Genomic DNA, 15,807 nt, shown 5'->3' on the forward strand with positions numbered 1-15,807 from the left:
CATAGGCAAAGAAGCTTACACAACAGCCACGGTTCCAACGATTGCAGCGGTGGTGACAGACGCACACCTGTGCTATCATTTGTCAAATCAGGAGGTTGCATGTCTTTCAAGGCAAGTACAAATCATCAGCTTCCCTCCCCCACCGACTCGGAGCAGACACTCGAACAACTACGCATAGAAAACATCGAACTGCATAACGAGCTCGAGATGCGGACACAGGAGAACTCTTTACTGAATGAGGTAATTTCCACCGTCGGCTCAACGCTGAGGCTTGATGAAGTGTTACGTCACCTTGTGGACACAGTCGTCCGCGCTACTTCCTGCCAGATTGCATTTATCTATCTTTATGATAAAGATAAAGAACGGCTTGTCCTGGCAAGTACGAACGAACAGTATCGCCATCTGGTAGGAAAAATCACCATGGGGGTGGGAGAAGGTATCGCCGGTTGGGTTGCGCTGCATCGGAAGGCAGTTTTTCTCACAGATGAGGCACTCGAAGATCCGCGCTTTTGTTACTTCCCTGAGTTAGAGGAAGAAAAATTTCAGTCGATTATGACGGTTCCGATCATTACCAAGACGCGACACCTGATTGGTGTGATTACGGTACAGGCAATCGCTCCTCATGAGTTCACCGAACAACATCGTTTATTTATTAGTAATACTGCCTCCCTGGTTGCCAGTGCCATTGAAAACGCTCAGCTCTATGAAAATACCCAGCGCAAATTAAGTACGCTTACCACGCTGTCTGTGCTCAGCCAGACTATCAGCTCTGGCCTCTACCTTGATGATATGCTCCGTTCGCTCGCGACCCTGACGGTACAATTAATGGAGGTCGATCTCTGCGTCATTATGTTGATGGATCAGGCCCGCGAACGTGATCTGGAATCCTCGCGCCAGGCCAGGCGCCTGACGGTGCGTGCAGCCTCCCCTAATCTCAATGATCGTGCACAATTTCATGCCATTGATATCGATCGCACGACGCTGGAACGGTTGCGCGAACTCAATGAGGCTAACCTGGCAAGGGATAGCAGCTATGCTGCCATAGATCTAGAGCACGAGAACGACCATACCCTTGAACGCCTTAACCCGTTAAAAGATAACCAGTATCGTGCCTTGATTTCCGCGCCCCTAATCGCTGGCACTGAACAGCTTGGTTTGATTAACTGCTACTCCAATAAAACACGTCGCTATTCACCAGAAGATCAAACTTTGCTCACAACGATTGCCAACCAGACAGCGATCGCGATTAAGAATAGCTACCTGGTTAATCAACTGGCACAAAAGAATCTGGTCAAAGGCTTCTTTGATGATTTGATGCAGGGCACAAACGATTCGGAAGATTCGTTGCGCCAGCGGGCCCATTTTCTGGGCTGTGATCTGACGCGACCTCATGCGGCGGTGATGGTGGAGATCACCCATGTAGATGCACGCTGGGATGAAACGACGGCCGCGCAAAAGCAAGCTAAGCCAGAACGCGTACGCACGGGTCAGCTCTCCAACAACAACAACAACACGGATAACGCCAGCTATACGCAGGGTGTTTCTCTACAAGCTGCCTATAAACGTATGGGGGGAATTGTACGGCGCCGCATTCAGGATAACTACTCGGGATCAGTTTTTTATGAGCATGAAAATCTGATCACCTGTATCTTACCGCTCACCAAAGATCCCAGCGGGACCAGGCTGAAAACGTGGCTTAAAGATCTGGCAGTCCAGATGCGCAATGAGTATGATGTCTTTCTGTCTATTGGTATTGGCAATACTTGCCAGTATATCAGTGATTATCGGCGTGGCTTTGCTGAAGCTAATGAAGCCTTGCAGATGGGACAGAATCTCCAGGAACCACGCACCACTGAAGGCAAACGACCTCCAATCGTGACGCATTTCAATGATCTGGGCGTCTATCGCTACCTCTATAAGATTGCTCATATGGATGATTTGCGCGATGTCTATCAGGATCAGATCGCCCATATCGACAATTATGACCGCCGTAAAAACACCGACTTGCTTGATACCCTTGAAACCTACCTCGAGTGCGCTGGGAACCTGACTAAAACCTCTGAGAAGCTCTTTGTGCACCGCAATACACTGATACAGCGTCTGGAACGCCTGCAATCGCTGTGTGACATTGACTTACAGGAGCGCAGCAACTGGCTTACCTTACAGGTAGCCATCAAGGTCTATAAACTACGTAGCAGCGGCGAATAGCTTTTTTTCAAGATAATAAGGAAATAATTTAAGGAAACTAGATTGTTTCCTTATTATCTACATTATGTAAATCTGCGGTCAGGCCTGGATGCCGCGGAAGAAAATTTTTCCGGCGTTGAGCACAATATCCTCAGGCATAAATTGCCCCTCCGCCAGCAAGCGCTCATAGCTTTTCGGCGAGAGCAAACTCAAAAAGGTGTTGGTCATAATACTGGTGGGGATGGACGCATCAAAATAGCCGCGCGCCTTTCCCTCATCCAACAACTGGGCGACACATTGCGCCACACGATCCCATAGCACTTTCAGACAATTGCCCTTCTCTGCGAACAGGCGCTGCATATCGGCACTATGGTAAATGGAGGAGAGCAATTGGGTACGTTTGCTGAACAGGCCCGCATACATAAAATGCAGGAGAGCCTCTAATTTGGCCTGAGGAGATGACTGGCAGTCCATGCTGGCATCCATCTGACGCAAAATTTCCTGCATGTCGCGTGCGAAGATGGCGATAATCAAATCTTCCTTGCCCGGAAAATGTAGATAGACCGTTCCCTTGGCAATACCAACACGGCTGGCAATTTCATCCATCGAGGTTTCATGATAGCCACGTTCCAGAAAGACCTCTTCCGCAACCTGTAGAATCAGTGCTTCACGCTCCTGGCGTTGTTTCTCTTTGAGGGATCGATGCGCTTGTGATGTTTGCATGAATGTTCCTTTTAAACGATTATTCTAGGATGCGCCTTTTGTATCCCCGGATTGGCCACACAAAAATAGCATGGACGGATATATATTGTCAAGCAAGAAGGCCAGGCTGACCATGAAAGGGATTTCAGGATCAGCCTGGCTTTATCTTTAACTATGCTTATGGCTGTTATTAGTAGTAATGCTGATGGGCTGATGCTCATGATCGCAGCAGGCTTCTTCTACACTGTTCGAGCCCAGGCGACAATAGAGGCTTTCATTCTCGCAACAGGCCGATGCATGCTCCCTACATTCACATTGAATGGTTGCATGGGAGATATTATATGTGCTTTGTAACATAGTTTGGATATTTGTCAGCACACGTGCGTTTTCTTCTGGCTCCAAATTGCAAATGGAGACGTGACAGGAAAGGGAGGACATACCACTGGCAATACACCAGACGTGCAAATCATGAACGTCGTTCACACCATCAATAGTCTTAATATCCTCGGCCAGTTGCTTTACTGAGATATCCTTAGGCACCGATTCTAGCAAGATATCAGTGGTTTCACGTATGATACCCCAGGCCCCAAAGGCGATAAAGAGAGCGATGCCGACTGAGAGCAATGGGTCAACAAAGGTCCAGCCGGTCAAAAGGATAATGCCACCAGCCAGGATAACGGCTACAGCTGCGCCTACATCGCCGAAGACGTGGAGTGCAGCGGCACGCATGTTGAGATTATCTCCTTCTTTGCTCAGTCCAAAACCGATATAAAGGTTGATCACAATGCCAATAGCGGCTGAGACAAACATAATCAATGGCTGCACAGGTTCGGGATGCTGAAAGCGTTGGATCGCTTCCCAGCCAATAAAGATCGCGATCAGGATCAGTGAAATGGCATTCAAGAGCGCAACCAGGATCCCCACACGATGATAACCATACGTTTTACGGTCATCCGAAGGTCGCTCAGCCTGTCCAGCGGCAAACCAGGCCAGACCCAGGGCAAAAATATCTGTCAGGGTATGTCCTGCATCTGAGAGCAAAGCCAGGGAGTGCGAGAAGATACCACCCAGCAGGCCGCCAGCAGTATAATCATCGTCAGGAAAAAGGCTGTGCGCAAGCTCTTCGTAGCCATACCATGAGTATGATCATGGCTATGCCCATGAGCATGTGTATGAGTATGTCCTAAACTCATTGCAGCACCTCGCGATCCAATGTCCCTCCTGAAACGTGCTCCTCCTGAATATGATCCTGCCCCATACATAACAATTGGCGGATATGCTCATCAACCAGGCGATAATAAACCACACGTCCAACTTTGCGCATGGCCACCACTTTATGTTGCCGTAGAACGCGCAACTGATGTGAGATGGTGGTGTCATCACGGCCCAGGCCAGCAGCCAGGTCACACACACATAGTTCACCCGTAGGTGCGTATAATAGTGCATGCAACACCTGCAAACGTGTAGGATCACTTAGCATCGAAAAGAGGGTCGCGATCTGGGAGGCATCCACCCGGGCAACACGTGGCGCCGAATCTCGGCAACATGTTCCACATGAATCACACGCTCCTGACATACCTCATCCCGTGCAGGAACGTTGATGGAGGCAGGAGAAACAACTGATCTAGCGGCCATAAGCATTATCCTTTCTTCGCATACCTGTACATGCATGCAGGTATCTATAAGCCAAGTATAGCATAGAAAGGATAGATTCTCAAGCAATCCCACCCACTGACTTGCATCTATAGAATTGAAAATGTTACACTTAAGTGTGTCTACTGTATTTTTCGCTGAACAGCATACAACTCATGCCTGGTGGCAGCGTATACGTCCCAGGCTCACCATATTATATCTGGCAGTCGCATTGGTCTTATTACTGATCAGTGGCGCCGGACATCTGCGTCTATTCAACGAAATAGGAAAAGTATTCGGGGGCTTTACCTGGACCATCGATGCCGCCAGTCCCAACGAACCCATAGTCATTATCTCAACCCCAGACCAATTACCTCCTTTTGCGATCCCGGTCAGTTCATTGACCAGCAATACCCATATTTCGGCAGTCAACCATGTGTCAGGGGTGGCTGGTATCCAGCAGGCCTATCAACATGCTCATCCGCAAGATATCATTATATATACCGCTCAAGGCAATAAGACAGTCCCGATGACGATCACACGTCCGGCCTATCTTTTTACCTGGAACCTGTGGTGGCAAACATTTGGCCTGACATTCCTGGCTGGACTAAGCTGGCTCATCGTGGGCATCGTACTGCTGGCAACCGCCTCGGAGTGGACAGGCGCGGTAGAGGGGCTTACGCTACTCCCGCCTGCCATGCTGCTACTCCTATACAGTCACTGGGGAAATATCCAGACCGCTACCACGCCTGATTTCGTGGTCCAAATGATCTGGATACCCTCTTTCGCATTACTGGGAGCTGCCTTTATCCATCTGAGCCTGACTTATCGTCCCATCGCGATGACCACAGGACGTCGTCCCAGCTGGCTGGTTGATGGATTACCATATGCTCCTCTATTGCTGCTTATGGCCTATGATTGGATCTCCCTATTGTCCAGCGGATATGTCCCTATCCGTACCAATATAGAGCTGAGCCTGGGCTATGCAGTCTTTGGCGGCGTGGTCAGCCTGGGTATCGGCATCGCGTCTATCCTTCAGATATTAGGAATATGGCCACTACATAAAAGAACATCAGAAGGCCGCATCTCAATCACCATTCCACGACGCATCCGCCATCATCTAGGAGATTTATTGACCCTCTGGATCGGAGGCATCGGCCTGGGCTTTTGCTTCGGTGTGCTACCTATTCTGCTGACCGGGCAAACGCTCTTGCCGCTCTCGCTCTTCTATATTCTGGCCGCGGTCTATCCGCTAATTCTTCTCTATGCCATTCGCTCCCTACGCCTGATTGCGCGGCTACATGTCACCCTGGATCAGCGCGAGGCGGCACTGCAGGAACAGCAGAAGACCGCACAGGTATTACAGAAAACCAATGAGGAATTGCAACAAGCCACCAGTCTCTTGTTGCATGCAGATGCACATCTGCGCTCCCTACTATCGCAACGCATTCACGATCAACCGAAACAGCAAGCGCTACGTATTCGGTCTCTGCTCGGCTACTGGCAGCATAAACTGCGCCTTGAGATGGAGCGCAATGCTGACGGTAAGGTGGTCGCCCCACCTATCATCGAAGCATTGAGCAAGGTGCGCAAGATCAGTGAGGAATTAGAACGAGATTTACGCGGACTCCAATTACTGGTCGAGGATGCTTATCAGCGTCGTAGCCTGGGTCTGAAACTACACCTGGAAAAGTTGATCAGAGAAGATCTGCCTTTATTACATACAGAATCCCTGCTCGAAATCCAGCCCGATCTGTGGGCACTGGATGCGCTTAATCCTGAACTGGAGCAGAGCGAAGAGGGAGAAAAGATCGCGGAGGCCATCTCTTATACCGTTACCCAGGCCTTGCTTAACATCTATAACCACGCCGGAGCCAGCTATGCTACAGTGCGTACAGTCTGCCGTGATAACATCTTGAGCGTTGAAATAGCTGATGATGGGCATGGCTTTGATGTAACAGCCATTCCACCAGAAAAAACAAGCATCTTTAAGGCCGACCTGAAAGTACGCGCCGCCCATGGTACCTTACACCTTGAATCAACGCCACGACCCAATCCACATCATGGTACTATAATCCGCTTAGAGATACCGCTACCACCTGGAGCGCAGATAGCTACCCCGAAGCAGATACAGGATCATAAAGAGCAGCAGTACACTTAAGTTCTATCGCGCACCTAAAGCAAGGGTGGGTCCTGGCGCAAACCGGCATAGGCTTCGTAAGCATGCGCTAACAAGACACGTCGTCCAGGATCACTGGGAGCCCCTTCAATGGAGAAGAAGGTATACAGCTCGCTCACCAGATTTTCCACTGGTCCGATGTTGGGACCACCTTTTGTATTTAAGAACCCCATACGCAGGGCGATATCATCATTGCTCAGGCCGCGGGCGATTAGAGAGGCGCATTCTTCCTGTCGTGGAGTCAAACGCTGTCCGCGCAGACGTTTTAGTAAATAGTTCAGCACTTCAGGATCAATATAGGTCTCTTTGCGAAATACGACCGATGAGGCAATATATTCTAAATAGGCGGGCTCCATATTATTGAAGAGGGCATAGCCATGAAGCCCGGAGGACTTACCGGAACGGCGATTGCGCGGAGTTCCACGGCGCGTATATTCATGCCGGAAGACCTCGGCTGCCAGCGTCCAACTGGGGTCCTGGGTATAGATTACCACCCGTAGGCCCGGAGCAATGTCCAGCAACGTGCGCCCTAATTCGACCCCATTACTTGAACCCAGGCGCAAATCTGACAATACCAGCCAACCGGCTAGAGTGGTATTCTCCTGATGCTCCTGACACAAGGTTTCAACCAGCGTTACAGCGCCTTGAGCATCCCCACACTGTCCTCCTAGTTCAAGGAAAGAGGTCTCCTCAACAAACTCACACACCCCACGACGCTTAACCGGTGTATCGTCAATTACAATGACAGGAATCTGCGTATTCTTCATAATAGTAGTATATGATCCAAACTCAAGTATTGTCCAGAAGTAATTTTATAGCAGCGCAAATGGGGCAACGGAGCCAATCAACGCGACATCTCCGCCCAGACATGCGGGTACCACTTCGATCATCTGCCAGAGTGGTGAAGGAGGTCGATCCCCGATCAGCGTTCGTATCTGCGCCAGGAGTAGATCTCCTCCATAGAGGACACCACCGCCTAAAATAAAGATATTCGGCTCAAACAATCCTATATAACGCGTAATAGCCTCCACTAACCAGCGAGCCAGTTCTCGGTAGATACGCAGCGCCAGATTATCCCCACGCACCGCCTCTTCCGCCAATAACTGATGACTAAAAACTTCATGATTTAAGAAGCGCTGTGTCAGTGTTGTTTCTTCACCCCGGCGTAATGCCCGCTGCACCATTTTTTTTACCGCTTCAATCGAGATCAACGTGTTAATGCAGCCACATTTTCCACAGCTACAACGCGGTCCCGTCGAGGCAATTGGTACATGACAGACATGCCCGACATACTGACGACCCGAACGCTCTAACTGCCCATCTACGACTAAAGACGCTCCGACAACAGCATTCACGGTCAAGAAGAGCAGACGTTGATGGGTTTTGCCCGCCCCAAAGCGATGCTCACCCAGTACCGCCGCATCGACATCCGCATGTACATGGATGGGTAGTTGATAGCGGCTCTCCAGTAAATCACCAATGGGGAAATTATTGAGCGAAGGGAGAATAGGAACCTGCAGTGGACGACGGGTTAAGCTATCCACTGATCCGGGGACGCTTACACCAATACCAAGGACCTCCATTTCGTGTTCCCTGGCATGCTGCAGCATCATATCAATTGCGCGTAAGTATGGATCGAAGGTTGCGACTGCTGGACGGCCACGCAATGTCCTGGCTACATATCGTTCTTGCACACAGCCATTCTGATCAATCAGAGCGACCGTAGTCTGCCCACCTCCAATTTCCATCCCAACCGCAACGCCCTTTGCTACGCTCATGAGCACATGTCCTGCATGTCTCTATTCTACTAATAGACTAGAACTCTTGTTCTTGTTACACTACGATTCAAGCAATAGAGATGAGAACAATCTACACTTTATATAACAGAAGTATAATCAGCAATAGAACATATGTCAAGTACAGATGTTTTGAATATCTGTACTTGGGTTATTGCATGGTACATTAAGATTATTCACTCTATATTATTTTGTCGCTAGCGCTGCGTGAAGAAAAGACAAGTCAAGTATGGAAGAAGCTGGGATATTAAAACTTGTCGGGATTTGCCTGACGTTGTAAGCTATGTGCAGATTACATTGATTAGACTGTCAGACAAATCAGATGTGCTACGCCAAGTGCGACATCTGATGGCTTTTAGAATAGCAAGGAGTTGTACTGTGCCTGGCAAAAATACACCCGAACAACCGCCACGATCTGGCAAAGCGCCAATTCTGGGGCAGGGTCATAATCTGAGTGATGTCGAAGGGGAAATGATTAAGCAAATGATTCGCGAAGAGCAACATCCCAGCCGCGAGTTGTTTATTCCACAGGAAGATCTGGCGGCCGAAGCAACCACGACGATGTCGCCCCCGACCGCAAAGGTGATTGAGGCCAGCCGCATCCGCCCTATTCTGGAGATGTTTAATCGCGATTTCCTCTATGGGCAAGGACGCTTTGATGAGTATAAAAGCGGTCTCATTTTTAAATGGGGTGATGGCTATTCACGCCGCCACATCTGGGCCACGGTAGAAGACGGCAACCTGGTACTTGAGACCAGCCATGCGAAAAAGTGCGATAAGCCCTACTGTAACGGCACCCATCATATACTGACGCCAGAGCTCTATAATGATCTCACCGTCATTAATCAAGAACTGGGTGATCGCTTCCGCCGTCCCGTCTATGAAAGCACCGAAGACTAGGAAAGACAATTGTGACCACTTCAATTATTGCCCTGGAAAAAGATCTGTTTTTTTCCGTGAAGATTCGCGATACCCTGCGCCATCATGCGATGGAGGCAACGATTGCACGGACCCTGGCGGCCTTTGAGCAGGGGTTGAACGCCACGCCAGCACCCACACTGGCCATTGTAGATATCGCGACCATTGGTGTCGATTGGGAAGCGGCAATTCGCGCGGCACGAGCCCGGCAGCTTCCAGTGCTGGCCTTTGGTTCACACATGGATCTAGAGGCACGGACCCGCGCGCTCAAGGCGGGCGCCCACAAGGTTGTTGCCAACTCCAAATTCTCCACCGACATGCCTGGCCTGATCAACCGGCTGCGCGACACAGTCACGAAACAAGGAGTATCTAACGCTGTTGAAGATGAAGAGGATAGCGAATTCGATTAACCCTCAATAAATAGATCAGACACAACGCAGGGGTTCCTTTGCTAGCAAAGGAACCCCTGTTTTAGCAGGAGCAGTGGGAATATTACTTACCCCTCACTCCAATTTGGAAGCTTAGTGACCGCAACCGCAGCTACGGGACTCGCCACCGCCATCGGCAGTTTTGAAGGAGTGACCACAGCCACAGCTCGAAACGGCGTTTGGATTGTTCACGGTGAAGCCCGCGCCCATCAGGCTATCGACATAGTCGACTTCACTACCTGTGATGTAACCCAGGCTCATGTCGTCAACGAAAATGTTGATATCGCCCAGAGAGACGACGGTATCGCCTTCCTGCTCTTCGTCAAGGGTCATACCATATTGGAGACCCGAGCAACCACCACCGGCGACAAAAACGCGCAGGCCCAAAGTTGGGTCGTTTTCCTGCTTGAGCAGTTCGCGAACTTTATCTGCTGCGGCGGGAGTCATGCTCAGAACGCTTGTCTGGATCGCCGACTGCTGGTTCTGCTCAATCATATAAATTCACCTCTCCGAAAGGGATGCGAGGGCAACCCTTTTACTATCCAGATAGAACGATTGATGTGTTTACAAGTACACCTGTGTGTATTGTACACTTTTTTTGCCAGGAATTATAGAGTGTTCTACAAGCCAGACAATACAAAAAGTACACATCATATTTCATGTATTATACCACAAAGTGTTTTTCCTGATTGTTGCTTAAGAGCGACACAGGTTTGGAATTTGCAATATAATCCATAAACTAGAACCGCTCTAATGGCTCTTTTATTCCAGATTTTCTGATATTTTTATAGACCATGCTTTACAGGCCAAAGCGTTGCTGTATATAAACGACATTGGCAAGCAAGCTAGCGACATCTGGTGGCGTGCCAAAGGCAATCTCACTTTGCTGCCCCTGCCCCATTGAGAGGCGTGTAATGCTATTTGAGGCAGACCAGCCCTGGGCCAACAGATGAGCACCTAGAGCACTAATCATTGCGGTCGAGAATGAGCTGCCCGACCAGTCCGCCCAGCCGGACAGGTTAGACTCTCCACCAGGAAAGGTGGGCGATATAAACAGGCCACGCACAGCATCTGGTAGCCCCTGCTTATCCAGCACTCCAGCGCGATCTCCCCAAAAGTTGCCACGCCTGAAGATTCAGCAGGAAGATTGGCGGCATTGGCGAATTGTGAGGGGAGGAAATTGCCATTTACCGATGTAACGCTCAATGTCGATGGATAGCGCGCAGGGGCACGCGGTGGACGTGGTGGCAAGGCTTTTTGAAAAGCCTGATAAGAATCATTGCCAGCGGCGGCAACGATTAAAGCACCATGGGCAGCCAGGCTGGCAAAAAGGAGGCGCAGGCCCTCTTCAAGCGACGACAAAACATTTTGAGCTCCCAACAATTGCGCGGTCGGCCATTGGCGATCTTGGAACCACAAATATGGCAGGCGTAGAATATCGGGCATGATAGTCATACTCAAGTTAATCACCAGACGCCTAATCGTACCTGAGACCAGTTCATGTTCTAAATCGGTCAGAATGGCAAAGAGGTTATAGAGATCGCTCCCCCCAAAGTCATTAAGTGCTCGCACCAGGCGAATGCGCGCACGCGGCGCCAGATCGCGAATAATACCAGCTATAAAAAGTCCATGATCAGGCATCAGATAATAGCGATTGTTCTGCGCTGCATCATGACCGGTACGTACATCGTTGGTGACCGGATAGCGATCGTACTCCACACCAAATGAGCCATCCTCCATACGCATATCCTCAACTACGCGTTGCAGCAGCCAGTTGCGCCGCAGTTCTGGGCGCGTGGCAGCACTCCTGATCCGATCGGGATGCTGAGCTGTATCTAACACAACCACGGTCACATCTTCAGCATTGCGCGCATCTAATGCCAGGCCCTGCTGCGAGAATTGCAGATGCCAGCCCGGTAAACCATTAGGAGGAGTCTGGATATCCAACATAGGGGCAGGACGTGGGGGTGCGCTCGGCCCCCATCACTATACAGTAAAGGCGCCGCTGTCACCAGCCAGTTCGGCATGGCTGAAACTATATGCAATCCCAACTGCGCGAAGTATGCGATATGAGCATGTATATAGGAAAGTGCAGAGGGCAGTGGATCGCCCTCACGTGTATCGAGATAACGCGTATGAAAAAAGAGCGCAATCAGTGGCTGCTGACTATGTAATCCAAAGACAAAAGCTCGCCGCCGCACTGGCGGCATAGCCGGGTACTCATCCCAACGCCCAGCTGTCCCATAGAGATCTAAAGCCAGCTGGTAGCGGGCCAGAAAAGTATTCAATTGAACACGAATTTGCTCGGTCACCGCATCCAGAGCATTATCCAACGGATTGCGCGTTAGACGAGCAATGACAATCATTTCTCCAGGAATCCAATGGAATAACCCGGCAGGCGTTCCCATGAATTCTGTTGCACTACGAGACATGAGGGGAATCCCCTTCCACATGCTATGATTTCTGAAAATAAAGCGTGGTAGTACTTGCCTCTAAGAGGGCAGTACAAGCTGAAGCGAAGAATAGTCCCATTATAGCCTAAGGCGCGTAGAGAGACAACCAGATAGGCCAGATGTGAGAAAAGTGACACCAAAAATGTTACACCTATGACAGCGGGTACTCCACCCATCTCATCTATTTGTCATCGAAAGGATTCGCCATTTCGTTGTAACATTAGGTTGATATGGAGGAAACCAATATGATGTACATATATGCAGATCAGCTTTACCGCACACTGGTAGAACTCGTACGTATTCCTAGTACTTCAGGTCACGAAGAATATATACGGGACTATCTCGAACAACATTTAATGTCCCTGGGCTTGAAAACCCAGGTAGATGATATGGGCAATCTCATCGCGACCCTGGAAGGCGAGGGGACGCCTGTACTACTCAATGCGCATATGGATCGTGTCGCACCCGGCCTGGGCCATACTCCTATTTTAAATGATGGCGTGCTTTATAGTGATGGCAAAACAAATCTCGGCGCCGACGATGCGGCTGGCATTGTTATTATTCTGGAAGTGGTCCGCCGCGCCATCGAACAGCAATTGCAACTACCACCATTGGTACTGCTCTTTACGGTTCAAGAGGAGAGTGGACTCTGTGGAGCCAACGGTTTCGATGCCGCGCAATGGAATGTGGCCGATGGGATGGTATTTGATAATGCCTTTGAAGCCGGGGTGGTGGTATCCAAGGGGGCGGCGTATGAAACGTTCGATATTACGATTACTGGCAAAGCGGGTCATCCGGGCCAGGATTTAACCGGTACAGTGAGCGCCATTGAGATCTTCCACCAGGCAAATTTCCCGCTTGGTTCGCTAGCACTGGACCAGACAAGGATCAATATCGGCAAGATCAGTGGGGGCCACGCACGCAATGCTATCCCTGACAGTGTCAGGATTGAAGGAGAGATACGCAGCTTTGAAGCACCTGAAATACGCCAGCACTATCGGCTACAGATCCAGGAAGCGTTTGAAGAGGCCGCACAACGGCTGGGTGGCCGGGTAGAGATTACTTTTAAGTCTCGCGAAGGTTACAGTATCAATACTGATGAGCTACTGCTGACAATGTACCAGATCGCTCTTTCACAACGTGGCTCTAATCTTACCATGAAGCCTACCTTTATTGGCAGTGATACGGGCGGCTTGCGACCTGGCATTCGTGCCTTCACCGTTTCTACTGGTGTGGTTAAAGAGCATACCTTCGAGGAACACGTCGCGCTATCTCCGCTTGAACAAATAGTCATGGATACGCTACAGGTGCTCCATTTATGGCGTACCCAGACTACCCAGAACGTTCAATTACAAGCAGAACGATAATAGTAACATCTTGAACAGGTGCCCGGCACGTTCATTCCTCCGGGGACCTGTTCCCCATCAGGCTGGCTTATCAGTCTTATCTTTCGGGCGCTGACCACTGTTCCAGCTTGTTCCCTCATAACTTCTGCCAGAAGCGATGCGATTGAAATTAGCGTTAACCACTGAAATTGCTATACATATCGCAATCAAGCTCCAGGTCAAACCAATCGTGGCACCACCACTCAGGCCTAACACTAATGCAACAACAAATGCAATAAAGATCGGCACCAATATACAGATAGAAACAATAGCCAGAGCCAGGCGATAGCCTAATGTCTTATCATGATTACTCCGCAGCTCGTCTTTTAGCTGATCTTTAATTTTACGCACTAACAGGTCCGCAAATTGCTCATCACTCTCATCAGAGAGCTTCTGGTCGGCTGTCCTGCCTGCATAGGAACTATCAGTGCTATATGTTCTATAGCCTTGCTGCCACTGATGTTCTGGTTCTTCACCTGGAACTTGTTGCATCATGCAATCCCTTCTCCTTATAGACAAGAGTTGTTGAATTACTCTGTTTAGACGCTAGAAATACTCTTACTACTCATACAATACCATAATCAGGATACAATCAGATAAAAACAGCCTGCTTATAAGCCCGGCTTTTCATACTTTTTTATATAACGTGCAGATACGCTATATATCCAATAAGCGCTATCCTTAATTGGCAGACTTACTTAGCAGGGCTTTTTACTGTTCGTCCAGAGATCGCTAGGAGATCACGAACAAGCGATAAGAGGTACATGATTTCATGTGTGGAGTGTATGTGGTGGGCGGCCGCGGCCGCCCACCACATACACTCCACACTCCCAAACCGGCGCCGCAGGCGCCAAAGAGGAATATGAAAAGGCTCTGCTTACTTAGCCGAAGAGTATTCGCAGTACAGGCACTATGATATACTAGAGACCGCTCTTATCTTTTGTATCTTACTATCGCTATATGAAATTACCCGCTACCAGATGGGTACTGTAAAGGTGGTCTACCATACCCATGCGCGGATAAGCATGAAGATTGGGAATAGGCCAGTGTTATCATAAGTGGATACATGCTGAAGGATAGCTGCTTGCACAGTGGATTGTGCCACAGGCATAAATTAACACTTCTGTTTGTTATTATCAGCAGAAGATAAGCACATAAGTGAGGAAATACATCAATGGCAAAAATATATGGCGTAATTATCATCGGTTCAGGACCGGCAGGCTATACAGCTGCTATCTATGCGGCACGTTCCAATTTATCTGTACTGATGTTACAGGGCTACGCAGCTGGTGGTCAGTTGATGCTGACCAGCGAAGTCGAGAACTTCCCTGGCTTTGAAGCCGGTATCCTGGGTCCTGAGATCATGGAGAAATTTGAAGGGCAAGCCCGTCGCTTTGGGGCTGAGATGCTGCCTGAAGACGTAACCGCGGTAGATTTTAGCAAACGTCCCTTCACAGTTACAACTGATATGGGTGAATACCAGGCACGTTCAATAGTCATTGCTACGGGTGCCAGCGCTAAATGGCTGGGTCTGCCAAGCGAGAAATTGCTGCAGGGACGTGGCGTTACCGCCTGTGCGACCTGTGATGGTTTCTTCTTCAAGAATCGCGATGTGATTGTTATCGGTGGTGGCGATACCGCCATGGAAGAAGCAACCTTCTTGACCCGCTACGCCAGCCATGTCACGATCGTACATCGCAGGGATAGCTTCCGGGCCAGTAAGATCATGCAAGATCGGGCCACCAAGAATCCAAAGATCAGTTTCATGATGGATAGTGAAGTTATTGAGGTGTTAGGCGAGGATGCAGTCACGGGTGTGCGCATCCGCAATACTAAAACCGGTGAAGAGAGCAAGTTTGACACTCAGGGCGTTTTCCTGGCGATCGGACACCAGCCCAATACTGCATTATTCAAAGGGATCATCGATCTGGATGAGGCTGGCTATATTATCCCATCCGAGTATACGATGACCAATATACCCGGTGTCTTTGCCGCCGGTGATGTCACTGACCATCGCTACCGCCAGGCCATTACAGCTGCCGGAGACGGCTGTCGAGCCGCCATCGATCTGGAACGCTGGCTGGCCGAGCAGGGTGAAGATGTAGGCGTCGAAAACTGGAATTAATA

At 49.6% G+C, this 15,807-nt stretch carries 16 protein-coding genes; 6 read left to right on the plus strand and 10 right to left on the minus strand.

Translation table 11 applies throughout. From position 1 onward, the window contains the following. Positions 1-99: 99 nt before the first annotated feature. Positions 100-2,208: a GAF domain-containing protein gene (locus EL645_RS04425; protein ID WP_126548897.1), complete on the plus strand. Its 2,109-nt coding sequence runs from the start codon at positions 100-102 to the stop codon at positions 2,206-2,208. Between the two features lie 78 nt (positions 2,209-2,286). Here the strand turns inward: EL645_RS04425 and EL645_RS04430 are convergent, their stop codons facing one another. From EL645_RS04430 to EL645_RS04440, 3 genes are all read right to left on the minus strand, one after another. After that, positions 2,287-2,910 carry a TetR/AcrR family transcriptional regulator gene (locus EL645_RS04430; RefSeq protein ID WP_126548898.1) on the minus strand — a complete coding sequence of 208 codons (624 nt, stop codon included), beginning with the start codon at positions 2,908-2,910 and terminating at the stop codon, positions 2,287-2,289. A gap of 147 nt (positions 2,911-3,057) precedes the next feature. Further along, a complete protein-coding gene (locus tag EL645_RS04435; protein ID WP_246035278.1) occupies positions 3,058-3,930 on the minus strand; it encodes a cation diffusion facilitator family transporter in 873 nt (290 codons plus the stop codon). A 148-nt stretch (positions 3,931-4,078) separates the two neighbouring features. Continuing rightward, the gene (locus EL645_RS04440; RefSeq protein WP_126548900.1) at positions 4,079-4,465 is read right to left on the minus strand and encodes an ArsR/SmtB family transcription factor; all 387 of its coding nucleotides are present in this window, start codon (positions 4,463-4,465) and stop codon (positions 4,079-4,081) included. A 195-nt stretch (positions 4,466-4,660) separates the two neighbouring features. Here EL645_RS04440 and EL645_RS04445 point away from each other — a divergent pair, with 195 nt between their 5' ends. Beyond that, on the plus strand, positions 4,661-6,682 hold the full coding sequence (locus EL645_RS04445) for a sensor histidine kinase (protein ID WP_126548901.1): 2,022 nt from the start codon (positions 4,661-4,663) through the stop codon (positions 6,680-6,682). Positions 6,683-6,696: 14 nt separating this feature from the next. On the opposite strand, the gene EL645_RS04450 is transcribed toward EL645_RS04445, so the two are convergent. Together EL645_RS04450 and EL645_RS04455 are read right to left on the minus strand one after the other, a co-directional pair. Further along, positions 6,697-7,467: a transcriptional regulator gene (locus tag EL645_RS04450; RefSeq protein ID WP_126548902.1), complete on the minus strand. Its 771-nt coding sequence runs from the start codon at positions 7,465-7,467 to the stop codon at positions 6,697-6,699. Positions 7,468-7,512: 45 nt separating this feature from the next. Next, positions 7,513-8,478 carry an ROK family protein gene (locus EL645_RS04455; RefSeq protein WP_126548903.1) on the minus strand — a complete coding sequence of 322 codons (966 nt, stop codon included), beginning with the start codon at positions 8,476-8,478 and terminating at the stop codon, positions 7,513-7,515. A gap of 396 nt (positions 8,479-8,874) precedes the next feature. On the opposite strand from EL645_RS04455, the gene EL645_RS04460 reads away from it, so the two are divergent. After that, the gene (locus EL645_RS04460; RefSeq protein ID WP_126548904.1) at positions 8,875-9,396 is read left to right on the plus strand and encodes a hypothetical protein; all 522 of its coding nucleotides are present in this window, start codon (positions 8,875-8,877) and stop codon (positions 9,394-9,396) included. A gap of 11 nt (positions 9,397-9,407) precedes the next feature. Further along, a complete protein-coding gene (locus tag EL645_RS04465; protein ID WP_126548905.1) occupies positions 9,408-9,824 on the plus strand; it encodes a hypothetical protein in 417 nt (138 codons plus the stop codon). 111 nt (positions 9,825-9,935) lie between these two features. Here EL645_RS04465 and erpA read toward each other — a convergent pair whose 3' ends face one another. From erpA to EL645_RS04480, 4 genes are all read right to left on the minus strand, one after another. Continuing rightward, positions 9,936-10,337, minus strand: coding sequence for an iron-sulfur cluster insertion protein ErpA (erpA, locus tag EL645_RS04470; RefSeq protein ID WP_126548906.1), 402 nt, complete (start codon positions 10,335-10,337; stop codon positions 9,936-9,938). A 304-nt stretch (positions 10,338-10,641) separates the two neighbouring features. Continuing rightward, on the minus strand, positions 10,642-10,788 hold the full coding sequence (locus EL645_RS39070; protein ID WP_161977105.1) for a DUF2921 family protein: 147 nt from the start codon (positions 10,786-10,788) through the stop codon (positions 10,642-10,644). 23 nt (positions 10,789-10,811) lie between these two features. Then, on the minus strand, positions 10,812-11,792 hold the full coding sequence (locus tag EL645_RS04475; protein ID WP_126548907.1) for a S8 family serine peptidase: 981 nt from the start codon (positions 11,790-11,792) through the stop codon (positions 10,812-10,814). Next, complete coding sequence (locus EL645_RS04480; protein WP_126548908.1) at positions 11,717-12,274, minus strand: hypothetical protein; 558 nt, start codon at positions 12,272-12,274, stop codon at positions 11,717-11,719. Before EL645_RS04480 ends, EL645_RS04475 begins: the two co-directional genes overlap by 76 nt. Positions 12,275-12,540: 266 nt before the next feature. On the opposite strand from EL645_RS04480, the gene EL645_RS04485 reads away from it, so the two are divergent. Further along, positions 12,541-13,662 (plus strand): M20/M25/M40 family metallo-hydrolase, encoded by a 1,122-nt coding sequence (locus tag EL645_RS04485; RefSeq protein ID WP_161977106.1) that lies wholly within the window; start codon positions 12,541-12,543, stop codon positions 13,660-13,662. 57 nt (positions 13,663-13,719) lie between these two features. Here EL645_RS04485 and EL645_RS04490 read toward each other — a convergent pair whose 3' ends face one another. After that, positions 13,720-14,175: a hypothetical protein gene (locus EL645_RS04490; RefSeq protein WP_126548910.1), complete on the minus strand. Its 456-nt coding sequence runs from the start codon at positions 14,173-14,175 to the stop codon at positions 13,720-13,722. Between the two features lie 679 nt (positions 14,176-14,854). Here EL645_RS04490 and trxB point away from each other — a divergent pair. Continuing rightward, a complete protein-coding gene (gene trxB, locus EL645_RS04495; RefSeq protein ID WP_126548911.1) occupies positions 14,855-15,805 on the plus strand; it encodes a thioredoxin-disulfide reductase in 951 nt (316 codons plus the stop codon). Positions 15,806-15,807 lie beyond the last annotated feature (2 nt).

It is taken from the genome of Dictyobacter kobayashii (genome assembly GCF_003967555.1).
Classification (GTDB): domain Bacteria; phylum Chloroflexota; class Ktedonobacteria; order Ktedonobacterales; family Ktedonobacteraceae; genus Dictyobacter; species Dictyobacter kobayashii.

Coding starts and splice junctions, on each gene's coding strand:
- EL645_RS04425 (WP_126548897.1), top strand. CDS start 100: ATGTCTTTCAAGGCAAGTACAAATCATCAGCTTCCCTCCCCCACCGAC.
- EL645_RS04430 (WP_126548898.1), bottom strand. CDS start 2,910: ATGCAAACATCACAAGCGCATCGATCCCTCAAAGAGAAACAACGCCAG.
- EL645_RS04440 (WP_126548900.1), bottom strand. CDS start 4,465: ATGTCAGGAGCGTGTGATTCATGTGGAACATGTTGCCGAGATTCGGCG.
- EL645_RS04450 (WP_126548902.1), bottom strand. CDS start 7,467: ATGAAGAATACGCAGATTCCTGTCATTGTAATTGACGATACACCGGTT.
- EL645_RS04455 (WP_126548903.1), bottom strand. CDS start 8,478: ATGAGCGTAGCAAAGGGCGTTGCGGTTGGGATGGAAATTGGAGGTGGG.
- erpA (WP_126548906.1), bottom strand. CDS start 10,337: ATGATTGAGCAGAACCAGCAGTCGGCGATCCAGACAAGCGTTCTGAGC.
- EL645_RS04475 (WP_126548907.1), bottom strand. CDS start 11,792: ATGTTGGATATCCAGACTCCTCCTAATGGTTTACCGGGCTGGCATCTG.
- EL645_RS04480 (WP_126548908.1), bottom strand. CDS start 12,274: ATGTCTCGTAGTGCAACAGAATTCATGGGAACGCCTGCCGGGTTATTC.
- EL645_RS04485 (WP_161977106.1), top strand. CDS start 12,541: ATGATGTACATATATGCAGATCAGCTTTACCGCACACTGGTAGAACTC.
- EL645_RS04490 (WP_126548910.1), bottom strand. CDS start 14,175: ATGATGCAACAAGTTCCAGGTGAAGAACCAGAACATCAGTGGCAGCAA.
- trxB (WP_126548911.1), top strand. CDS start 14,855: ATGGCAAAAATATATGGCGTAATTATCATCGGTTCAGGACCGGCAGGC.